The organism is Chelatococcus sp. HY11 (genome assembly GCF_018398335.1).
In the GTDB taxonomy this organism is placed as follows: domain Bacteria; phylum Pseudomonadota; class Alphaproteobacteria; order Rhizobiales; family Beijerinckiaceae; genus Chelatococcus.
Genome location: NZ_JAHBRX010000001.1, coordinates 410,891 through 429,754, shown reverse-complemented (window position 1 = coordinate 429,754; position 18,864 = coordinate 410,891). Strand labels below are relative to the sequence as shown.

Genomic DNA, 18,864 nt, shown 5'->3' with positions numbered 1-18,864 from the left:
CCCGCGCTCAGTCGCAACTTGAGGCGCAGCGCCCGGACAAGATCACTTCCGGTAAATCCGGTTCATCGAAAATGCCCTGGCTTTTCGTTTCCACGCATTGCCCTCGCGCGAACCGGTTTCCACTTCGCGCGAAAATGCCTAGCCAGCTATCGCGGCCTCGATCGCGGCGAGGGCCTCAGCCGCACGCGCGCCATCCGGACCACCGGCCTGGGCGAGGTCTGGTCGGCCGCCACCGCCGGCGCCACCGAGAACGGCAGAGCCCGCCTTGACCAGGGTTACCGCGTTGACGGTATCGACCTTGTCCGCCGTCACGCCCACGATCAGGCTGGCGCGGCCGTCCTCAGCCACGCTGACAAAGGCCACGACACCGCTGCCGATCCGCTTCTTGGCATCATCGACGATGCCCTTCAGCTCCTTGGCGGGCGTGTTGGCGAGAACACGGCCCATATAGGTGACACCCGCGACCGTCTTGGTCGCTTCGTCGCCGCCACCGCCTGTCGCCAGCTGCTTGCGGGCCTCGGCAAGCTCACGTTCCAGCTTGCGGCGCTCCTCCATCAGGGCCTCGAGCCGTCCGAACGCATCCGCCGACGGCACCTTGAGCAAGCCCGCCAGAGCCTTCAGCTGCTGGGCCTCGTCGTTGAGGTAACGTCGCGCCGCTTCACCGGTCACCGCCTCGAGACGGCGCACGCCCGCGGCGACCGCCCCTTCGGACAGCACGGTGATGAGCCCGATGTCGCCTGTGCGCCCGACATGCGTGCCGCCGCAGAGCTCGATCGAGAAAGCCTGCTGGGATGCCTGACCGTCACCGGACGCGCGGCCCATCGAAACGACGCGGACCTCGTCGCCGTATTTCTCGCCGAACAGCGCGCGCGCACCGGACGCGATCGCGTCATCGACACCCATCAGGCGCGTCACCACCTCGCTGTTGCCGAGGAGGATCTCGTTCGCCATGGTCTCGACGGCCGACAACTCCTCCTCGGAGATCGGCTTCGGATGGCTGAAGTCGAAGCGCAGCCTGTCTGGCGCAACGAGCGAGCCCTTCTGGGCAATGTGATCGCCCAGCACCCGGCGCAGCGCCTCATGCAGGAGATGGGTCGCGCTGTGATTCGAGCGGATCGCCAGGCGGCGCCGATGATCGACCGTCAGCTCGACCGGGAGCCCAACCTTCAACGCACCGGTCTTCACCGCAACGCGATGAACGAACAGATCGCCCAGCTTCTTCTGCGTATCGAGCACATCGGCCTGAAGACCCACGCCCGCGATCGAGCCGGTATCGCCGACCTGACCGCCCGATTCGCCATAGAACGGGGTCTGGTTCAGAACGACATAACCCTCCTGCCCCGCCTCCAGCTGCGAGACCTCGGCGCCATCGCGCAGAAGCGCGGTAATCACCCCTTCGGCGCTCTCCGTGTCATAGCCGAGGAATTCGCTCGCCCCGAGCCTGTCACGCAAGCCGAACCAGACCGTCTCGGTCGCGGCCTCACCCGACCCGGACCACCCCGCGCGCGCCTTCTCGCGCTGGCGTTCCATAGCGGCGTTGAAGCGATCGACGTCCACGCCGATATCGCGCGCGCGCAGCGCATCCTGCGTGAGATCCAGCGGAAAACCGTAGGTGTCGTAAAGCGTGAAGGCGACCTCACCTGAAAGCTTGTCGCCGGACTTCAGCGCCCGCGCCTCGTCCTCAAGGATCGATAGACCGCGTTCCAGGGTCTTCCGGAAGCGGGTCTCCTCGAGCCGCAAGGTCTCCGTGACGAGGGCCTCTGCCCGCACCAGCTCGCCATAGGCCTGTCCCATCTCGCGGACGAGCGCCGGGACGAGGCGCCAGAGGATCGGCTCGCGCGCGCCGAGCAGCTCGGCGTGGCGCATGGCGCGGCGCATGATGCGCCGCAGCACATAGCCCCGGCCCTCGTTCGAGGGCAGCACGCCGTCGGCGACGAGGAAGGCCGAGGCCCTGAGATGATCGGCGATGACGCGATGGCTCGCCTTCTGCGGCCCGTCTGGATCGACGCCGGTCAGATTGGCGACGGCCACCACCAGCGCCCGCATGAGGTCGGTCGCGTAGTTGTCATGGGTGCCCTGCAGCACGGCCGCGACACGCTCAAGGCCCATGCCCGTGTCGATAGAGGGCCGCGGCAGCACGACGCGATTGCCCGGCGCCAGCTGCTCATACTGCATGAAGACGAGATTCCAGATCTCGATGAAACGATCGCCGTCTTCATCGGGGCTGCCGGGAGGCCCACCCGGGATATGGTCCCCGTGATCGTAGAAGATCTCCGAACAGGGGCCACAGGGGCCGGTATCGCCCATCTGCCAGAAATTGTCAGAGGTCGCGATGCGAATGATCTTGTCGTCCGAAAGACCCGCGATCTTCTTCCACAGCCCATGGGCCTCGTCGTCTTCGGAGAAGACAGTTACCAGGAGCTTCTTCTCGGGCAGCCCGAACTCCCGGGTCACGAGCTTCCAGGCGAGCTCGATGGCATCGGCCTTGAAGTAATCGCCAAAGGAGAAATTCCCCAGCATCTCGAAGAACGTATGGTGGCGCGCGGTATAGCCGACATTGTCGAGATCGTTGTGCTTGCCGCCGGCGCGCACGCATTTCTGCGATGTGGTCGCGCGCTTGTAGGGCCGCGTCTCCACACCCGTGAACACGTTCTTGAACTGCACCATGCCCGCGTTGGTGAACATCAATGTCGGGTCATTCCGCGGCACGAGCGGGCTCGAAGGCACAACCTCGTGGCCGCTCTTGGCAAAATAGTCGAGGAAGCTCGATCTGATCTCGTTAACGCCGCTCATTCGGTCCACATCCGCACACCAGCGACGGCACGCCTCGCGCCGCCTTCTCACTGCCAGGCATTCTTTCGAGGGCAAGGCCCCGCCCGAAAAGCGGACTTACGGGGAAAGCGATGAGCTTGGCAACAGCCGGTGTTTCTAGAGCGCCAGCGTCAACCTGTCGATAGGCTCGATAGTCTACTTCGCATTGTGATCTGCGAACCGCTGAAAACGCGACCATCGCGCAACACCGCGACAAAGATGCGCCCCGCTAACAAGGGCCTTTCTCAGTCGCGTAGCCCCGCGCACAGGTCGGGCAGCCGATCAGGCTGCCCCCTCGTCCAGATCCTCAGCCGTCGGGTCGGCATTCTCAAGAATGCGATCGGCGAGCACGCCGGAATTCTGCCGGATGGCGAGCTCGATGCGGTCCGCCACATCGGGATTGCTGCGCAGGAACTGCTTGGCGTTTTCGCGCCCCTGGCCGAGGCGCTGGCTGTCATAGGAGAACCACGCGCCTGATTTCTCGACGATGCCACCCTTGACGCCAAGGTCGATCAGCTCGCCGACCTTCGACACGCCTTCGCCATACATGATGTCGAACTCGACCTGCTTGAAGGGGGGCGCGACCTTGTTCTTCACCACCTTGACGCGAGTCGTGTTGCCGATCGTCTCATCGCGATCCTTGATCGCGCCGACCCGGCGAATATCAAGGCGGACGGATGCATAGAACTTCAGGGCGTTGCCACCGCTTGTCGTTTCCGGGGAGCCATACATCACGCCGATCTTCATACGAATCTGGTTGATGAAGATGACCATGGTGTTGGAGCGCGATATGGAAGCCGTCAGCTTGCGCAGCGCCTGGCTCATCAGGCGCGCCTGCATGCCGGGCTGCATATCGCCCATCTCGCCTTCGATCTCCGCGCGCGGCGTCAGGGCCGCGACCGAATCGACCACCAGAACGTCGATGGCTCCGGAACGCACCAGCGTGTCGGCGATCTCAAGCGCCTGCTCACCGGTATCGGGCTGGGAAATCAACAGATCGTCCAGCTTCACGCCAAGCTTGCGGGCATAGACGGGGTCAAGCGCATGCTCGGCGTCGATGAAGCCGCAAACGCCGCCCTTCTTCTGCGCCTCGGCGATGGTGTGAAGCGCGAGCGTCGTCTTGCCCGATGATTCCGGCCCGTAGATCTCGACGATACGCCCGCGTGGCAGACCGCCGACGCCCAAGGCGATGTCGAGACCGAGCGAGCCCGTCGAAACCGTCTCGATTTCAATCGGCTTGTCGCTCTTGCCGAGACGCATGATCGAGCCTTTGCCGAAAGCGCGCTCGATCTGCGAGAGCGCGGCGTCAAGGGCTTTCGATTTATCCATGGAGCTGCCTTCCACGAGTCGCAGGCTGGACTGGGACATCACTGTCGTCCTTATGGCATGAGGCGAGATTGAAACTCAACGCTTAGGCGGTCAGCGCTTGACGAGAGCTTGTGGGCAATCCAACGCGCCCCCAAAATGTACTCTTTTTGTTCTCAGCGGCAAGTTCTTTTTTTGTTCTCATCGCGCGGGCGCGAGATTCAAGAGGATTCATGCTGGATCCGCGCGGGCGCAACTGGCGAGCACCATTGTGGCAGCATGGTCGGTGCCGTTGAGATTGCGAGGAAAAAGGCGCCAAGGGCGGCAAATTAAGGCGGCAGCTGGTTTCCAACCGGCTGATCCGCCGAGACAGCAAGTCTGGCTGTTGAACGAACTCAGCCGTTCCGGTCGGGTGGCCTATGCGTGAGGCTGAGATCCATGCCATGGGGCTCGGCCCGGAACGGACGTGTCAGCAGGGCGGCCATGACATCGGCAATGGGCTGCCCGTCCAGCACCACGGCCCGCACCGCCTCGCAGATGGGCATGTCGACATTCAGGCTGCGCGCCAGATCCGTCACGGACTGGGCGTTCTCGACGCCCTCCACCACCACCGGCCGTCCGCCGAATATCTCGCTCGCCGACCGCCCGGTCGCGAGACCCATGCCATAGCGCATGTTGCGGGATTGTTCGCTGGAACAGGTCAGGGTGAGATCGCCGATGCCGGACAGACCCGTCACCGTGTCCCGGCGCCCCCCCAATGCTTCCGCCAGTCCCTTGATCTCGTCCAGCCCGCGCGTGATCAGCGCCGCCCGCGTATTCGCGCCAAAGCCGAGCCCGGTGGCGATGCCGCAGGCTATCGCCAGCACGTTCTTCACCGCGCCGCCGACCTCCACCCCCACGACATCGTCGGACACATAGGGACGGAAGGCCTGGGTCCCGAGGGCGACCGCGACCGCCGCCGCGAGCGATGCCTTGGGATCAGCGGCCGCGTCGGTGGAGGCAACCGTTATCGCGGTCGGCATGCCGGCCGCCACTTCTCCCGCGAAGGTTGGCCCCGACAGCACGGCGAGCGCATGGCCGGGCAAGGCTTCCTCGACGACTGTGGCGAGCAGGAGCCCGCTGCCGCGCTCGATCCCCTTCGCGCAGATGACGACCGGCGTCCCCGGCGTAAGATGCGGACGCAGCGCCTCGGCCGTCTTGCGCAGAAACTGCGAGGGCACGACGATGAGCACGACGTCGGCGCCGACAACGACGGCCGCGAGATCGCTGTCCACGGAAACCGCCTCAGGGATGTGATGGCCCGGCAGGAAGAGCGTGTTCTCACGGTTCTCGCGAATGCTCGCGACGACCTCCGCCTCACGCGCCCAGAGGCGCACGGATCGTCCGGCGCGGAGCGCGGTCATGGCGAGCGCGGTACCCCATGCCCCTGCCCCGACCACGGCGATCGTGTCGAGTTTCCGCGCGGTGCTACGCTCCGAGGTCATGGCTTCGGCAACCTTTCTCGCTCCACATGGCCCGATCAGCGGCCGACCATCGCGCCCTTCACAGCCTCGATGAGCTGCTTGAGGCTGAAGGGCTTCGGCAGGAAGGTGAAGTCCTCGCCCTCCGGCAGGTGCTTCTTGAAGGCATCTTCGGCATAGCCGGACACGAAGATGACCTTCAGATCGGATTGCCGTCCGCGCAGCTCGCCGAGAAGGGTCGGGCCATCCATTTCCGGCATCACCACGTCGGAGACCACGAGATCGATGGGCGCCGCGCGCTCGTCGATGACGGCCAGCGCCTCGCGACCGGATGCGGCCTCCAGCACAGTATAGCCGCGTGTGGCGAGAGCGCGCGCCGCAAAAGCGCGCACCGCCTCCTCGTCCTCGACCAGAAGGATCGTGCCGCGCCCGGTGAGGTCCGGCATCTGCGCCTTGCCGGGCTGGATCTTGACGGGCTCTTCCACGACAACCGGCTGATGGCGCGGCAGGAAGATCGAGAATGTCGTGCCGACGCCCGGTTCGCTGTGGCAGAAGATGTAACCCCCGGTCTGCTTGACGATGCCATAGACCGTCGAGAGCCCAAGCCCGGTTCCCTTGCCGATCTCCTTGGTGGTGAAGAACGGCTCGAAAATCTTGTCGATCACATCGGCCGGAATGCCCGTGCCGGTGTCGGCCACCTCGATCAGCACGTAATCCGCCACGGGCATGGATTTTTCGCCGAGCTTTTCGCTGTCGGCCGCCGAGACGTTCGCGGTGCGGATGGTGAGGGTTCCGCCATCGGTCATGGCGTCGCGGGCATTGACCGCAAGATTGACCACCACCTGCTCGAACTGGTTGACATCGGCCTTGACCAGCCAGAGGTCGCGACCATGGTGCAGATCGAGCGTCACATGCTCGCCGAGGAGCCGTTTCAGGAGGAGCGACAGATCCGACAGACTGTCGCCAAGCTGGATCACCTGTGGTCGCAAGGTCTGGCGACGGGAAAAGGCCAGCAGCTGCCGCACCAGGCTCGCGGCCCGGTTGGCGTTCTGCTTAATCTGCATGATGTCCTGGAACGAGGGATCGGTCGGGCGATGGTTGGCGAGGAGGAGGTCGGAATAACCGATGATCGCCTGCAGCACGTTGTTGAAATCATGCGCCACGCCGCCGGCGAGCTGGCCCACCGCCTGCATCTTCTGCGCCTGGGCGAACTGGGCTTCCAGCACCCGCTGCTCGGTGGTCTCCAGCGCGTAGATGATGGCGACTTCGCCGGCGCCATCCCCCTCCGTATCCTCGACCCCGGTGATGTAGAGCCGGGCCGAGCGCCCGCCTTCGCCATCGACGGTCGCCTCAATCGGCGCGATCTCGTCGCGGCCGGCGGCGGCGGCGGACAGCGCATTGCCGAGCGCTTCGCGATCGCGCTCCACGACCATCTCGAACAGCGAGCGCTCCCCGCCCCCCTCGCTCCTGGCGAGCGCCGAGCCGAACAGGCGCGCGAATGAGCCATTCGAGCCGGTGATCGCGCCATGCCGGCTTACGGTGGCGATGGCGACGGGTGTATTGTTGAAGAAGCGCGCGAAACGGACCTCCGCGGCGCGCAGCCCCTCGGCGACGTCCTCACCCGGTGATCGGTTGAGCACGAGCGTGCGCGATGGTCCGATGGCGCCGTCGGCGCCGATGGCGACACGATGGAAAAGCCGCACCGGCAGGGACTTCCCGCCCCGCCGCCGCAGATCGACGTCGAGGATCTCGGTATGGACGTCGCCCGGCGCGCCCTTGACGGCGGTAATCAGCGCCGCCGCATTGGCCGGAGCGACATCTCCCAGCTTCAGCCCGCCCGATCCGACCTGCGCGAGATCATGCTCCAGCCAGGTCGCGAGCGTCGCATTCATATAAACGATGTCACCCGCTGCATCGACGGAGAGGAAGCCCGCCGGCGCATGGTCGAGATAATCGATGGCGTGCTGCAGCTCCTGGAACACGTTCTCCTGGCGCTCGCGGTCCCGGGTCACGTCCACGACGCTCCAGACCGTCGCCGCGCGGCTGCCGGGGCGCGGCAGCGGGCGCACGCGTACCCGGTACCAGCCCGCGTCGTTGCCCGTCAGGCCGGGCTGGAGCCGGATTTCTTCCGTGGCGGCGCGGGATTCGCGAGCCGCCTGGGCCAGGCGATAGATGGCCTCCGATACCTCGGCGCTGCCCGAGAAGAGCCGCTCGACGATGCGCACATCCCCACCCTTGGCGGTGCCGGACAGCATCAGGTAAGCCTCGTTCGCATAGGTCACGCGGCTGTCGGGACCAACGACGATGATCCCCTCGGGCGCGGTGTCGACGAGGTGCTTGGTCAAGTCGTTGCGTGCGCCCCGACCGGTGAGCTGCACGAAGCCGATGGCGAGGCCGAACAGGCTGAACACGCCGACCATGGCGAGAATCGCGAGGAAGCCCACGATGAGCGGCTGCGCCGCGTCACTGGCGACGAAGCTCAAGGCGACTACCGCGCCAATCAGGACGACAGCGAGCAGGAGGACGAAGCCGGCATGGCCCGGGCGATCAGATCGGTCGATCGACCTGTTCACGCTCGTATCGCTCATTCCCGGACCTTTCGTACGCAATCGCGCGCGCTGGACACACCAGCCCTTCCCCTGCCCTCGAGGCGCCTGCCCATGAGGACCCTATTCCAATGAATGGGCAGGATCATCGTGTCTAGCCCCCAAAGCCAAGCCCCGCCGCTGGACAGGAAGCCGCACGAAAGAGCTCCGGCACCCCATCACTCGCTGCCCCGTCCGGCCCGGCGGCCTGCCGGACACGGCAACGCCCAGGCCGCGCAAGCCGCGCTCGACCAGGACCGTGATCCAGTCACGAGGCGAGGCTGGTCCCTCCATCCTGATCGCGACCCGTTCCCGATCATGCTCTGGCGCGTCCGTCCGCTTTGTGCCCGTTTGCGCCCATAAGCGCCAGCGCGCGGTGATGACGTGGCAAAAATCTATGTGGTTTGCATTAACCGCGGGTTAACCTTGCGCCGCAAAAACCGTACTGTGACAACGTCTCGAAGTATCCCCGCATGTCGGTGGTGGGACCAACGGGAGACGTGAGGTGCAGTCCTTTTTCGGCTTAGAGATTTCAGCGGCGGTTCAATACCTTATCGCGCTGATCATTATTTTCGCGCTTCTGGTCGCCTTTGCTGTCGTCCTGCGTCGCATTACCGCGCCCCGCGCCGGAGGCGCGAATCATGCGTCTTCCAGGAGCAGACAGCCCCGTCTTGCTGTGGTCGACACCTTCGATCTCGATCAGCGGCGACAATTGATTTTGCTGCGGCGCGACAATGTCGAGCATCTCGTCATGGTCGGCGGGCCAACCGATATCGTCGTCGAAAGCGGAATCCTGCGCGGTGGGCAGCGCGCGCTCTCGCCTGTCGGCAACCTGCAGCAAGCCATTGACGAGGCGACCCAGCTTCCGCTGGATGTTGCCCTGGCGGCTGCCCTCCCGGGCGCCGAGGCACCCGCCGAGGTGGCCGTCCAGCAGCGCCGGAGCGAAGCGCGGCTTCCTCCTCCGCCGGACCCACGCCAGGCCGGCGTGGCTGACCGGCGCAAGCCTGCCCAACTCGCACCCATGCCGCCGCCGCGTGATCCCGAATCACGGGATCCTCAGTCGCGCGATCCTCTGGGAATGTTCAGGCGTGAAGCGGCCCCAGCGGCCGAGAAGGCCTCTGGAGAGCGACCGCCTCAGACCGACATCGGGAATCTGACCGCCAGGCCTGTTCCGCCGCCGCGGCCCGTGGCAGCCACGCGGCCGATGGATCCCGCGACGCCGCCTCGCCCGGTCACGACGCCGCTTGCGGAGAAGCCGCTGTCTCCTCGGCCCGAGGCCGTGAAGGCTACGCCCGCCAAGGCAGAGCCTGCGACGTCTGATTCCGAGCCGATTTCGGCCATGGCCCGCGAACTGGAGCAGGCACTCCAACGCCCGTTCTCCGCAGCACGGCCGGCCACGCCCGCGGCATCCACGCCACAAGCCCCCGCGCCACAAGCATCCACGCCGCAAGCCCCCACTGGCCCTTCCGCCATTCCTCCGGTTCCGCCGCCACCGTCACGTTCGGGCGGTATGCCATCCGGCACTGCGGCCGCCGGCCCAGGCGAGCCCGTATCCCCGTCCCCGCTGCCCCCCCCGGCCGCGCCGACACGCCCCCGTTCCACGGCCCCAAACGCGCCCTGGGATCAGTTGTCCGCGATGATGAAGCGGCCACCTGCCGCGGAGCCAGGCGCGACAACGACGTCTCCCGAAAAGCCTGCCGCGCCACAGCAGCCGGCCCCAGCATCCCCGCCGTTCCCGGTCACGCCCTCGCCGGCAAGGGAACCAGCCCCCACCAGGAGCGAGCCCGCGTCCGTTGGAAGTGAGGCCCCCGCGCCGGCCTCGCAGAAACCTGCCGTCGATCCATTTTCCGTCGATGATATCGAGGCTGAATTCGCCCGCCTGCTGGGCCGCACGCCGCCTAACAGGTAACGTCATCAGAACAGCACTGAACGCGGTTGGCCAGTCCGCGTCCGCGCGCGCCGCACCAGCGATTGAAAAAGAAAGAGGCGCTTCCGATGACATCGGAGGCGCCTCTTTTTTGTCGGCAAACAGCGCCAGCCCTGCGGGTGAGGGCCGATCACTGCGCAACACCCAACAATCAGTCGTCGCGATAAACGCGCTCGTTGCGCTCGTGGCGCTCCTGTGCTTCCAGCGAAAGCGTAGCTATGGGACGCGCCTCCAGCCGCTTCAAGGAAATCGGCTCGCCGGTCTCCTCGCAATAGCCATAGGACAGGTCTTCGATACGCAACAACGCCGCCTCAATCTTGGCGATTAGCTTGCGCTGTCGATCCCGGGCCCTGAGTTCGATCGCCCGATCGGTTTCCGAAGAGGCACGATCGGCCAGGTCCGGATGGTTCTCACTCTCGCTTTGCAGCGCGACCAACGTCTCGCGGCTTTCCCGCAGGATGTCCTCTTTCCAGTTCAGGAGCTTGCGCCGAAAGTACTCTCGCTGACGCTCGCTCATGAACGGCTCGTCTTCTGACGGGCGGTAGCTCTCGTCGATTACGATATCCGACATGCGTGGCTTTGCTCTTATCCCCTGAGCCCCTCGTGAGGCGCCGCCTATATAGCGGCCGAAGGCCCCGGCGACAACGCGGATTACAGTCACCTTTTGGTGCAGCGTGGCAAAAACTTTAAGCGGCTGGACGCGTTTTGGGCAGAAGCCCGATCAAGGCCTTGAAAATCAACGGATTCTAAAAACTTGTCGCAGGCCCTGCTCAAGGCTGCGCGGCGCGTTTTCCGTCAATGATTGCGACGATTTCTGCCTCCAGACGCTCGGCCAGGCTCCTGCGATAGTGGGTGTGATCGAAGAAATTGCCGGGATCCCGATTCTCCGGACGGTCGAGGCGCCAATCGACGATATGGGTGTTGGGACGCTCCTCCGCGAGCTTGGCGAAGATGTCTCGGCAAACCGGCTCCGCCGCCGCCGCGGGCGTCCCCTGCTCGGGCATCCCCGTGATGTAAACGGGAGGGCGGACGAGAACGACCGTGGTATCGGCCGGCAACGCCGCGAGACGCTCCGCGATCGCCCTGGCGGCCGGAAAATCGGTGCCGAGATTGACATCGGCCGTGCCCTGCGGCTTGTCGAGTTCCCCTCGCATATGCGCCAGTTGCTCCGGCGTACCGACGCCATAGACGCTCTCGTAATTCCAGAAACCGTTGCGGGGCGCTTGCGGTCGCTGTCCGATCACATAGGAGAAATAGTTGCGCAGGCCACTCAACGAGGAGGATCGGAAGAGGCCCTGCAGATAATCCAGGGTCGAGAGGCTGTAGAGCCAGTAAGGAAACGGATTGGCCTGTTTCGACAGATCATCCGAGCACCACACGCCGTCGATACCGAGAACCATGGCCTTCGGTGGTTTCTGGCGGTGCGCCATGAACCAGTCCCATGTCGTCAGCAATTCCTTTGGCAGGCCGCCCTGGACGACAAGCGCAACGAAGGGAATTCCGGTCCCCGCGGTCAGAACGGCCGGGTCGATCATCTGCACGCGGGAATTGCCGATGATCGCCGAGTCGAAGGCCGGATCGCGGCCACGGCTCACATTGGCCGTTCGCGGTCCCTGTTGCGGCACGCCTTCCTTGAGGCGGATAGGCGAGCGTCCGGTGTCGAACGGATCAATCAGCAGCATCAGCGAAAGAAGGCCGAACAAAAACCCAAAGGCGCCAACAGCGAATATGGCGACGAACCGCCGCCAGGTCGCCGGCGTGACGTCGCGCATCGGCAGCCCGAGGCGACGCCCAATGCCGGCCACTCTCTCCTTCTGCGCTTCTGTACCCGTCAACTGCATGCCTTCTACTTTCCAGGAAAGGCGGCACCGCCTGACCGCTATGCGGTCAGGAGCCCGGCGCCTGCACCTTTTTCAGGATCGCGGCAATCTCTGCCTCGATCATCCGGGCGACGCTCTTTCGATAGTGCGTGTGGTCGATGAAGCCATCGGGACTACGGGTCTCGGGCCGGTCCACGCGCCAGTCGATCAGATAGGTATTCGCCCGCCCCGCGGCCAACGCCGCGTGGACCGCCCGGCAAGCCGCGTCGGTCTTCGCCTGGTCGCTCCCTGCCGCACCAAGTCCGGTGACGTAGACGGGCGGACGGACGAGAAAGACGGTGGTCTCCGGCGGCAGATTGGCGAGGCGCTCCGCGAGGGCCTCCGCAGCCCCGAACCGGCCCGTGAGATTGACCTCGACTTCCGCGTCGGGCCCCTGCAGTTTCTGCCGCCGCTCGGGGCTGTCATAGCCTAGTTTCTTGTAGACCGGTTCATAATCCCAATAGCCGTCCGGACGTGCGCGATCCCTGAGGCCGAATAGATAGCCGAGATAGCGCGGAACATACTCCGCCAGCACGCTATAGCGCAGAAGACCTTCGAGATAGGCCACGCGGGACCGGTCATAGAGCCAGAATGGAAAGGGATCGGTCGGGCTCATCGAGACGCGGTCGTCGCACCACGGCATGTCGAGCCCGATGATGATCGCTTTCGGGGGCGCCTCGCGATGCCGGATGAACCAGTCCAGCACCGCAAGTTGCTCACGGGAGCGGCTGGCCTGGATCACAAGCGAGACGAAGGGGATTCCAGTCGCGTCACTGAGATTCTCCGGCTCAAGCGCCTGAATCCGGGAATTGCCGATGATCGCGGCCTGGAAGGCATGATCGCGCCCACGGCTGGCGTTCTCGAGGCGGCTTGTCGCCGAGGTCTCAACGTCGGGAGCCGGAACGCCGGGCGGGCGGGCGACTGGCGAACGGCCGCTATCGAACGGATCGATCAGAAAGAGGAGCGCCGCGACGCCCACGAGGCCGGCCGCTGAGGTGGCCATGAAAGTCACCGCGAAACGCCGCCACGGCCCGCTCCAGCCGGCGACACCGGAGGGCGCCATGCCATGCTCCCCGCGCTCAGAACTGGAAGTAGATGAACTCATAGGACTCACTGTCCCCGATCTTCAACAGCAGCACGATGAACATGACCGCGAGCGCCACCGCCAGCAGCGGATGCGGCTGCGGCTTATGCACCAGTGCCCAAGCCGTCGGGCCGATCATGGCGAAAACGGCGGCCCAGGCGATCGCGCGCCATTTGAAGCCGGAACCGAGCGGCGCCAGGCCGAGCAACCCTTCATAGATGTTGAGCGCACCCTGGAAGCTCTCGGCGCGGAACAACACCCAGGTCAGCACGACGAACAGGAAGGTCAGGAACCACCCGATAATCGGGTGCATGGACAATCCCGCCCGGCGCCAAAGGACACAAACACCAAGGCCGACGCCGTGGGCCACGCCCCAGGCGACGAAGGTCATCCCGGCGCCATGCCATAGGCCGCCCAGCGTCATCGTCGCGAACAGGGCGAGCAGTTGCAAGGCGAGGCCATGCCTGTTGCCGCCGAGAGCGATATAGAGGTAGTCGCGGAGAAAGCGCGACAGGGTCATGTGCCAGCGCCGCCAGAAGTCCTGCAGTGACAGCGCGCGATAGGGCGTGTCGAAATTCTGCGGCAGCACGACGCCGAACATCAGCGCGATGCCGAGCGCCATGTCGGTGTAGCCAGAGAAGTCGAAATAGATCTGGAAGGTGAAGGAAAGTGTGCCCTGCCACGCCTGCGCAACCGTCACCGATCCGAGCTCCGCTGCCGCGAACACCGGATTGACGTTCACCGCCAGCTGGTCACCGATCAGCACTTTCTTGGCCAGGCCGACGATCAGCAGCATGATCCCGCGCGCGAAACGCTCAGCCGCGTCGCTGCGCTGGTAGGGCCGTTCGTCGAACTGGTGCATGATCTCGCTCCAGCGCACCAGTGGGCCGGCGAGAACCTGCGGGAAAAAGGCGATGTAAAGCCCGTAGCGCACCAGATCGAACGGCTTGGTCTTTCCCGCTCTCAGATCGGTGAGATACATCACGTGGTGGAAGGTGAAGAACGAGATGCCGAGCGGCAGCGCCAGCGACAGCATCGGGATCGACACCCCCGGCAGCATATTGGCGAGACCCGCGAAGAAATCCGCGTATTTGAAAAGTGCCAGGACGAAGAGGTTCGCGGTGATGGCAATGACGATCAGGCTCTCGCGCCGCGTGGAGGCAAAGAGCGTCGCGATAGCCCAGTTGATCACGATCGACAGAATGATCAGCGGAATGAAACGCCAATCCCAGTAGCCGTAGAATAGGATCGAAAGAACGAGCAGCAGCGGCAGGCGCCAGGAAGGCTGGAAGCGTTCAACCAGCGCATGCAAGGCAAGCGCGGCAGGCAGAAACACGAGCAAGAACGCGTAAGAGTTAAAAAGCATGGACCGGCTGCATCCCCCCGCTCCCCGGCACATGGTGTGGCGGGAAACAACGGCGCGCGGCTGTCATGACTTCAAATCCGGCAGCAACAGGTGCTGAACCGAGCCGCGAACGCCAACCCGCCTTTGATTCTGACCCTCAATCGGATCGAATGGATAAAGTGTCTATGGCATGAAGCACAGCGGTACCGTCAACCCATTTTAGGCCGCTAACAAATCCCGCCGGGGGTCAAGCTGTCGATTATCCCAGGCTGTGTTTCCATGGCGACAGGAGAAGGACTGCGCACGGATGTGGAAGCTTCGCGCGATGACTTGACCCTCATGCTCATCCCGTCTCTCTTTTGGGCAAGCGGTAACGGATGTGTGAGTTCCGACGGTGCATGGGGTGGCGACGGGCTCGCGGGGAAGGAAACCAATTCTATGACCGAGATCACCTGCATTGCCCGGATGTCGCACCAAGTGGGCGAATCCATCGTCTGGGACGAGGAGCGCGGACATCTTCTCTGGTGTGACATCATGGAACCGGCGATCTACGCGCTCGACATAAAGAGCGGCGAGCGCCGGCGCTGGGGCTTCTCCGATCCGGTGGGCAGCTTCGGGCTGACGCGTAGCGGCAAGCTCGTGGTGGCTCTCGGCCGCGACGTCCATCTCTTCGATCGCGACAGCGAGACTTTGACGCATTTGGCTGAGGTGGAAACCAATCCCGGCACCGCGCGCCTCAACGACGGCAAAGTCGGCCCGGACGGCGCCTTCTGGGTGGGAAGCATGACCCCACCGGACAGCCCCTCCGTCGCCGCGCTTTATCGCGTGACCGCCGATGGCAGGGTCGAACGCAAGATCGAAGGCCTCGCGACCTCAAATGGCCTCGCCTGGTCGCCGGACGGGCGCATCATGTATCATTCGGATTCACGCGCTGCCTGGGTCGACAGTTGGGACTTCGACGCCGCGACCGGAAAGATCTCAAATCGCCAGCGTTTCAGGACGCTGAGCGAACAGGAGGGACGGCCCGATGGCGCCGCCACCGACAGCGCCGGCAACTACTGGAGCTGCGGCGTCTCTGCCGGATGCCTGAACTGCTTCGCCCCGAACGGCGGCCTGCTGGCGCGCATTCCCGTGCCGGTACCGCGGCCGACCATGCCCTGCTTCGGCGGGCCGGATCTCAAGACGCTCTATTTCACCAGCCTGAGCTCCAATCTGAGCGACGCGGTGAAGGCGCAATATCCGCTGTCGGGCAGCGTCTTCAGCATGCCCGCCGAGGTTGCCGGCGCGCCCGTGCCGCGCTTCGCCGACTGATCCGTCCCGCTTCAGCGCCGGCTGTCAGGATTGCGGGGCCGGCGCATCGGCGGCGCGATCGAAGAGCCCCGCTGCCACGTCCTGCAGGCGCGGCTCCTCGACACCGATGAAGGGCATCGGACGGCAGACCGCAATGGCGGCGATGCCGACGCGCGCGGTCAAAAGGCCATTCAGCGCCCCCTCCCCGAGCTTGGCGGAAATGCGCGCCGCCAAACCGAGACCCAGTACCTGCTGGACGATGTCATCGCCAACCGCGACGCCGCCCGTGACGGCCAGATGCGACAGCACATTCCCGGAGAGCCGAAGGAAGCCGAACAGTCCCGGCCGGCCGCCATAGACGGCAGCGACACGCCTCACCAAGCGGACACAGGCGAACAGCACGAAGCCGATATCGACGATGGCGCGCGGGCTCACCGCCGTCACCAGCGACACCTGCTTGGCCCCGTTAGCCACGATCCGCCGGGCCTGCCGGTCCAAGGGCTCGAGAAGCTCGCGCTCGGCGACGGCAAGCCGGTCGCCTGCATCGACGATCTCGTCGGCCATGCCGGTCAGCACGGCGCGACCGCGCGCCGTCTCCGGACGATGGGCGTAGAGCCCGCACAAGGCGGTCACGATGGCGCTGGCCTCGCGGTCGTCCTTAGCGAGGATCGCCTTTTCGGTACGCGCCCGGAGCGTCTCGATCCGCCGTTCGCGAAAGATGCCGAGCGCCTCGCGCAGGACGATACCCAGAAAGGCGATGCCAGCCACGGCCGCCAGCGCGATGGCGACGAACCCAAGCGCCGGATAGGCGTTGAGCAGGTCGCGGATCAGACGCTCGAGCGCGAGCCCGAGCCCGAGGACGGCGAGCCCGCCAAGGGCGGAGGCAAGCCAGGCGCCCCACGCGATTTTGCGCCGCCGCCGCGGAGCAATGATCTCGTCCGCCTCGTCGAATGGCGCGTCTTCCTCCGCCACGACGATGCGGGTGCCACGCCGCGCGGCCTCATCCACAGCATCAGCGCCGGGGCCGTAGGAGGCGACAGCCGGGTCGTCAAGACGGAAAGCCCGTGGCCCGCGCGGGCGGCTATCGGACATCGAATCGGGTCCTTTCCATCAGGCCAGCCTGTCGCCCAGCAGGAATTCCAGCGCACGATCAAGCCGGATATGGGGCAGCGGCGCGAGGCGCCCGCCATGATCGCGCGCCCGGCGCGGCGGCCGGAAGCGCGGGAAGCGCAGGGCGCCAGGCGGAAAGCCGCCTGAAAAAACCGTCTCGGGATTATCGGGAAGCTCGCCGGGAAAGATCGCGGCCTCTGTCTCACCGTCGAAAATCTGGCCGTCGATCTCCTCTCCGGCTGCCGGCGTGCCGACGATGGCCGCCAGGTTCTCCCCATCCTCGCGGACGGTCGCCTCCCGCGTCGCGCGGATCGCGGCGAGTGCCACCGTGCCGACCGTCCCCCCCGCGCCTTGTGTGCGGCGCATCGAACGGTCGACGAGCAACTTGAGAATGGCTTCCAGCCGCTGGTGATCGGCCCGGTGCAGATGGTCCGCCTTGGTGGCGGCGAACAGCACCTTGTCGATGCGTGGCGAAAAGATGCTCGACAAAAAGCTGTTACGGCCCGCGCGAAATGCGAGCAGCACCTGATCGAGCGCGGTCTCCAGTTCGGCGAGCGCGGCGGGGCCCGCATCGAGCGAGGCGAGCACGTCGACGAGCACGATCTGACGGTCGAGCCGGGCGAAATGCTCGCGGAAGAACGGCCGCACGACCTGCGCCTTGTAGGCCTCGTAGCGGCGTTCCATCTGGCTCGCGAGGCTGCGCGGCGGCGTGACGAAGCCAGGCGGCAGATCGAGCGGCGCGAAGGTCAGGGCCGGCGAGCCGGCGAGATCGCCCGGCATCAGGAAGCGGCCCGGCGGCGTCGTCGCGACGGCCTCGGGGCCTGCACGCAGCGCCTTCAGATAATCTGTGAATGTCCCCGCGATAAGGGCAATGTCGGCTTCGCCGACCGCGCCCGCCGGATCGCGCTTGAGCGCCTGATGCCAGGCGCCGGCGATACCGGCGCGCTCGGGCCTGCGGCTTCCGGCCACCGTCTCGCGCGACCATTCGGCGAAGCTCTTGTCGAGGAGCGCGAGATCGAGCAGCCATTCGCCGGGATAGTCGACGATGTCGAGGGCGAGCGTCGCGGGGCCGCTGCGCCATCCGGCGGCCCGCTCATAATCGATGCTGACGCGCAGCTCGGCGATCCTTCGCGTCGATTCCGGCCAGCGCCGTTCCGGCTCGGCGAGCGAGGCCATGTGTTCCTCGAAGGGAAAGCGCGGCACCGTGTCGTCGGGCTGGTCGTCAAGCCGCGCCTTGCGGATGCGGCCCTCGGCGGAGGCGCGAAAGACCGGCATGGCGACGGAGGCCAGGAGATGATGGACAAGGGCCGTCGTGAAGACCGTCTTGCCCGAGCGTGACAGGCCCGTCACACCCAGCCGCAGCCGTGGAGAAACGGTGGCGGCGGCGTAATGGCCAAGGTTGCGAATGGCGTCGACGGTGCCGTCGAGGAAGGATGGTGTGCTCACGGCATAGAGATAGGTAATGCGGAACGATCAGTCATCCTCACCGCCAAGGCTTTTAGGCGTGACAAAACGATCGAGGCGCCCCTTGAACGGCGCAAGCTCCGCCCAGCGCCCGGGAAAATCGATGACCGACAGCGCGGCTGTCGGGAATTTGCGCTGCAGCTCGGTGATCTGCTGGCTGTCGCCGCCGCCGGACAACAGCAGCGTGAGCTCCGCCATCCCGGGGTTGTGGCCGACGACGAGAAGCGTCTTCACGTCATCCGTTATCCCGCGCAAGACCGTCAGCAGGATCTCGACCCGCGCCTCGTAGATTCGCGGCTCGGTCTTCATGGGGATGGCGCTGATGTGCGCGCCGCTGGCGAGAACCGGCGCCACCAAGGCCCAGGTGCCCTGTGTCCGCCTGGCGGAGGACACGAGGGCGAGGTCCGGAATAAGCTTCTCCGCGGCCATGTAGTCGGCCATCAGCGGCGCGGCCTTGCGGCCCCGCGTAGCGAGGGGTCGGTCGTGATCAGCCACGCCATCAGGCCAGTCGGACTTGGCGTGGCGCAGGAGGATGAGCCGGCGCATCGCGGCACGTTACGGCGGATTGCTGCGCGCGAAAAGATCCTCGCGGCACGCCGGACCAGACCGGTGAGCGTGTCGCCG

The 18,864-nt window shown here is 65.5% G+C and carries 13 protein-coding genes; 1 reads left to right on the top strand and 12 read right to left on the bottom strand.

Annotated features, from left to right (window positions below; all coding sequences use genetic code 11):
* Window positions 1-138 precede the first annotated feature (138 nt).
* From alaS to KIO74_RS02060, 9 genes are all read right to left on the bottom strand, one after another.
* The gene (gene alaS / locus KIO74_RS02100) at window positions 139-2,793 is read right to left on the bottom strand and encodes an alanine--tRNA ligase (protein WP_213330073.1); all 2,655 of its coding nucleotides are present in this window, start codon (window positions 2,791-2,793) and stop codon (window positions 139-141) included.
* Window positions 2,794-3,093: 300 nt separating this feature from the next.
* Window positions 3,094-4,179 carry a recombinase RecA gene (gene recA / locus KIO74_RS02095; protein ID WP_213330071.1) on the bottom strand — a complete coding sequence of 362 codons (1,086 nt, stop codon included), beginning with the start codon at window positions 4,177-4,179 and terminating at the stop codon, window positions 3,094-3,096.
* Window positions 4,180-4,511: 332 nt separating this feature from the next.
* Window positions 4,512-5,600 (bottom strand): NAD(P)H-dependent glycerol-3-phosphate dehydrogenase, encoded by a 1,089-nt coding sequence (locus KIO74_RS02090; protein WP_213330069.1) that lies wholly within the window; start codon window positions 5,598-5,600, stop codon window positions 4,512-4,514.
* 35 nt (window positions 5,601-5,635) lie between these two features.
* Window positions 5,636-8,164, bottom strand: a complete 2,529-nt coding sequence (cckA, locus tag KIO74_RS02085; RefSeq protein ID WP_213330068.1) for a cell cycle histidine kinase CckA — start codon at window positions 8,162-8,164, stop codon at window positions 5,636-5,638.
* 529 nt (window positions 8,165-8,693) lie between these two features.
* Window positions 8,694-9,173: a hypothetical protein gene (locus KIO74_RS31560; RefSeq protein ID WP_249730828.1), complete on the bottom strand. Its 480-nt coding sequence runs from the start codon at window positions 9,171-9,173 to the stop codon at window positions 8,694-8,696.
* A 1,066-nt stretch (window positions 9,174-10,239) separates the two neighbouring features.
* Window positions 10,240-10,659, bottom strand: a complete 420-nt coding sequence (gene dksA, locus KIO74_RS02075) for an RNA polymerase-binding protein DksA (protein WP_213323548.1) — start codon at window positions 10,657-10,659, stop codon at window positions 10,240-10,242.
* 199 nt (window positions 10,660-10,858) lie between these two features.
* Window positions 10,859-11,929 carry a hypothetical protein gene (locus KIO74_RS02070; protein ID WP_213330064.1) on the bottom strand — a complete coding sequence of 357 codons (1,071 nt, stop codon included), beginning with the start codon at window positions 11,927-11,929 and terminating at the stop codon, window positions 10,859-10,861.
* Window positions 11,930-11,975: 46 nt separating this feature from the next.
* A complete protein-coding gene (locus tag KIO74_RS02065) occupies window positions 11,976-13,010 on the bottom strand; it encodes a hypothetical protein (protein ID WP_213330062.1) in 1,035 nt (344 codons plus the stop codon).
* A gap of 16 nt (window positions 13,011-13,026) precedes the next feature.
* Window positions 13,027-14,397, bottom strand: a complete 1,371-nt coding sequence (locus KIO74_RS02060; protein ID WP_213330060.1) for an MBOAT family O-acyltransferase — start codon at window positions 14,395-14,397, stop codon at window positions 13,027-13,029.
* 417 nt (window positions 14,398-14,814) lie between these two features.
* On the opposite strand from KIO74_RS02060, the gene KIO74_RS02055 reads away from it, so the two are divergent.
* Complete coding sequence (locus KIO74_RS02055; protein ID WP_213330059.1) at window positions 14,815-15,687, top strand: SMP-30/gluconolactonase/LRE family protein; 873 nt, start codon at window positions 14,815-14,817, stop codon at window positions 15,685-15,687.
* 24 nt (window positions 15,688-15,711) lie between these two features.
* Here the strand turns inward: KIO74_RS02055 and KIO74_RS02050 are convergent, their stop codons facing one another.
* From KIO74_RS02050 to KIO74_RS02040, 3 genes are read right to left on the bottom strand one after another with little or no spacing between them, the layout of a single operon-like run.
* A complete protein-coding gene (locus KIO74_RS02050; RefSeq protein ID WP_213330056.1) occupies window positions 15,712-16,758 on the bottom strand; it encodes a YcjF family protein in 1,047 nt (348 codons plus the stop codon).
* A gap of 18 nt (window positions 16,759-16,776) precedes the next feature.
* Window positions 16,777-18,222: a YcjX family GTP-binding protein gene (locus KIO74_RS02045; protein ID WP_213330054.1), complete on the bottom strand. Its 1,446-nt coding sequence runs from the start codon at window positions 18,220-18,222 to the stop codon at window positions 16,777-16,779.
* A 27-nt stretch (window positions 18,223-18,249) separates the two neighbouring features.
* On the bottom strand, window positions 18,250-18,786 hold the full coding sequence (locus KIO74_RS02040) for a SixA phosphatase family protein (RefSeq protein ID WP_213330052.1): 537 nt from the start codon (window positions 18,784-18,786) through the stop codon (window positions 18,250-18,252).
* Between the last annotated feature and the right edge of the window lie 78 nt (window positions 18,787-18,864).

What these genes read in the sequence shown, in the direction of transcription:
- alaS (WP_213330073.1), bottom strand. Translation starts at nt 2,793, where the DNA reads ATGAGCGGCGTTAACGAGATCAGATCGAGCTTCCTCGACTATTTTGCC.
- recA (WP_213330071.1), bottom strand. Translation starts at nt 4,179, where the DNA reads ATGTCCCAGTCCAGCCTGCGACTCGTGGAAGGCAGCTCCATGGATAAA.
- KIO74_RS02090 (WP_213330069.1), bottom strand. Translation starts at nt 5,600, where the DNA reads ATGACCTCGGAGCGTAGCACCGCGCGGAAACTCGACACGATCGCCGTG.
- cckA (WP_213330068.1), bottom strand. Translation starts at nt 8,164, where the DNA reads ATGAGCGATACGAGCGTGAACAGGTCGATCGACCGATCTGATCGCCCG.
- dksA (WP_213323548.1), bottom strand. Translation starts at nt 10,659, where the DNA reads ATGTCGGATATCGTAATCGACGAGAGCTACCGCCCGTCAGAAGACGAG.
- KIO74_RS02070 (WP_213330064.1), bottom strand. Translation starts at nt 11,929, where the DNA reads ATGCAGTTGACGGGTACAGAAGCGCAGAAGGAGAGAGTGGCCGGCATT.
- KIO74_RS02065 (WP_213330062.1), bottom strand. Translation starts at nt 13,010, where the DNA reads ATGGCGCCCTCCGGTGTCGCCGGCTGGAGCGGGCCGTGGCGGCGTTTC.
- KIO74_RS02060 (WP_213330060.1), bottom strand. Translation starts at nt 14,397, where the DNA reads ATGCTTTTTAACTCTTACGCGTTCTTGCTCGTGTTTCTGCCTGCCGCG.
- KIO74_RS02055 (WP_213330059.1), top strand. Translation starts at nt 14,815, where the DNA reads ATGACCGAGATCACCTGCATTGCCCGGATGTCGCACCAAGTGGGCGAA.
- KIO74_RS02050 (WP_213330056.1), bottom strand. Translation starts at nt 16,758, where the DNA reads ATGTCCGATAGCCGCCCGCGCGGGCCACGGGCTTTCCGTCTTGACGAC.
- KIO74_RS02040 (WP_213330052.1), bottom strand. Translation starts at nt 18,786, where the DNA reads ATGCGCCGGCTCATCCTCCTGCGCCACGCCAAGTCCGACTGGCCTGAT.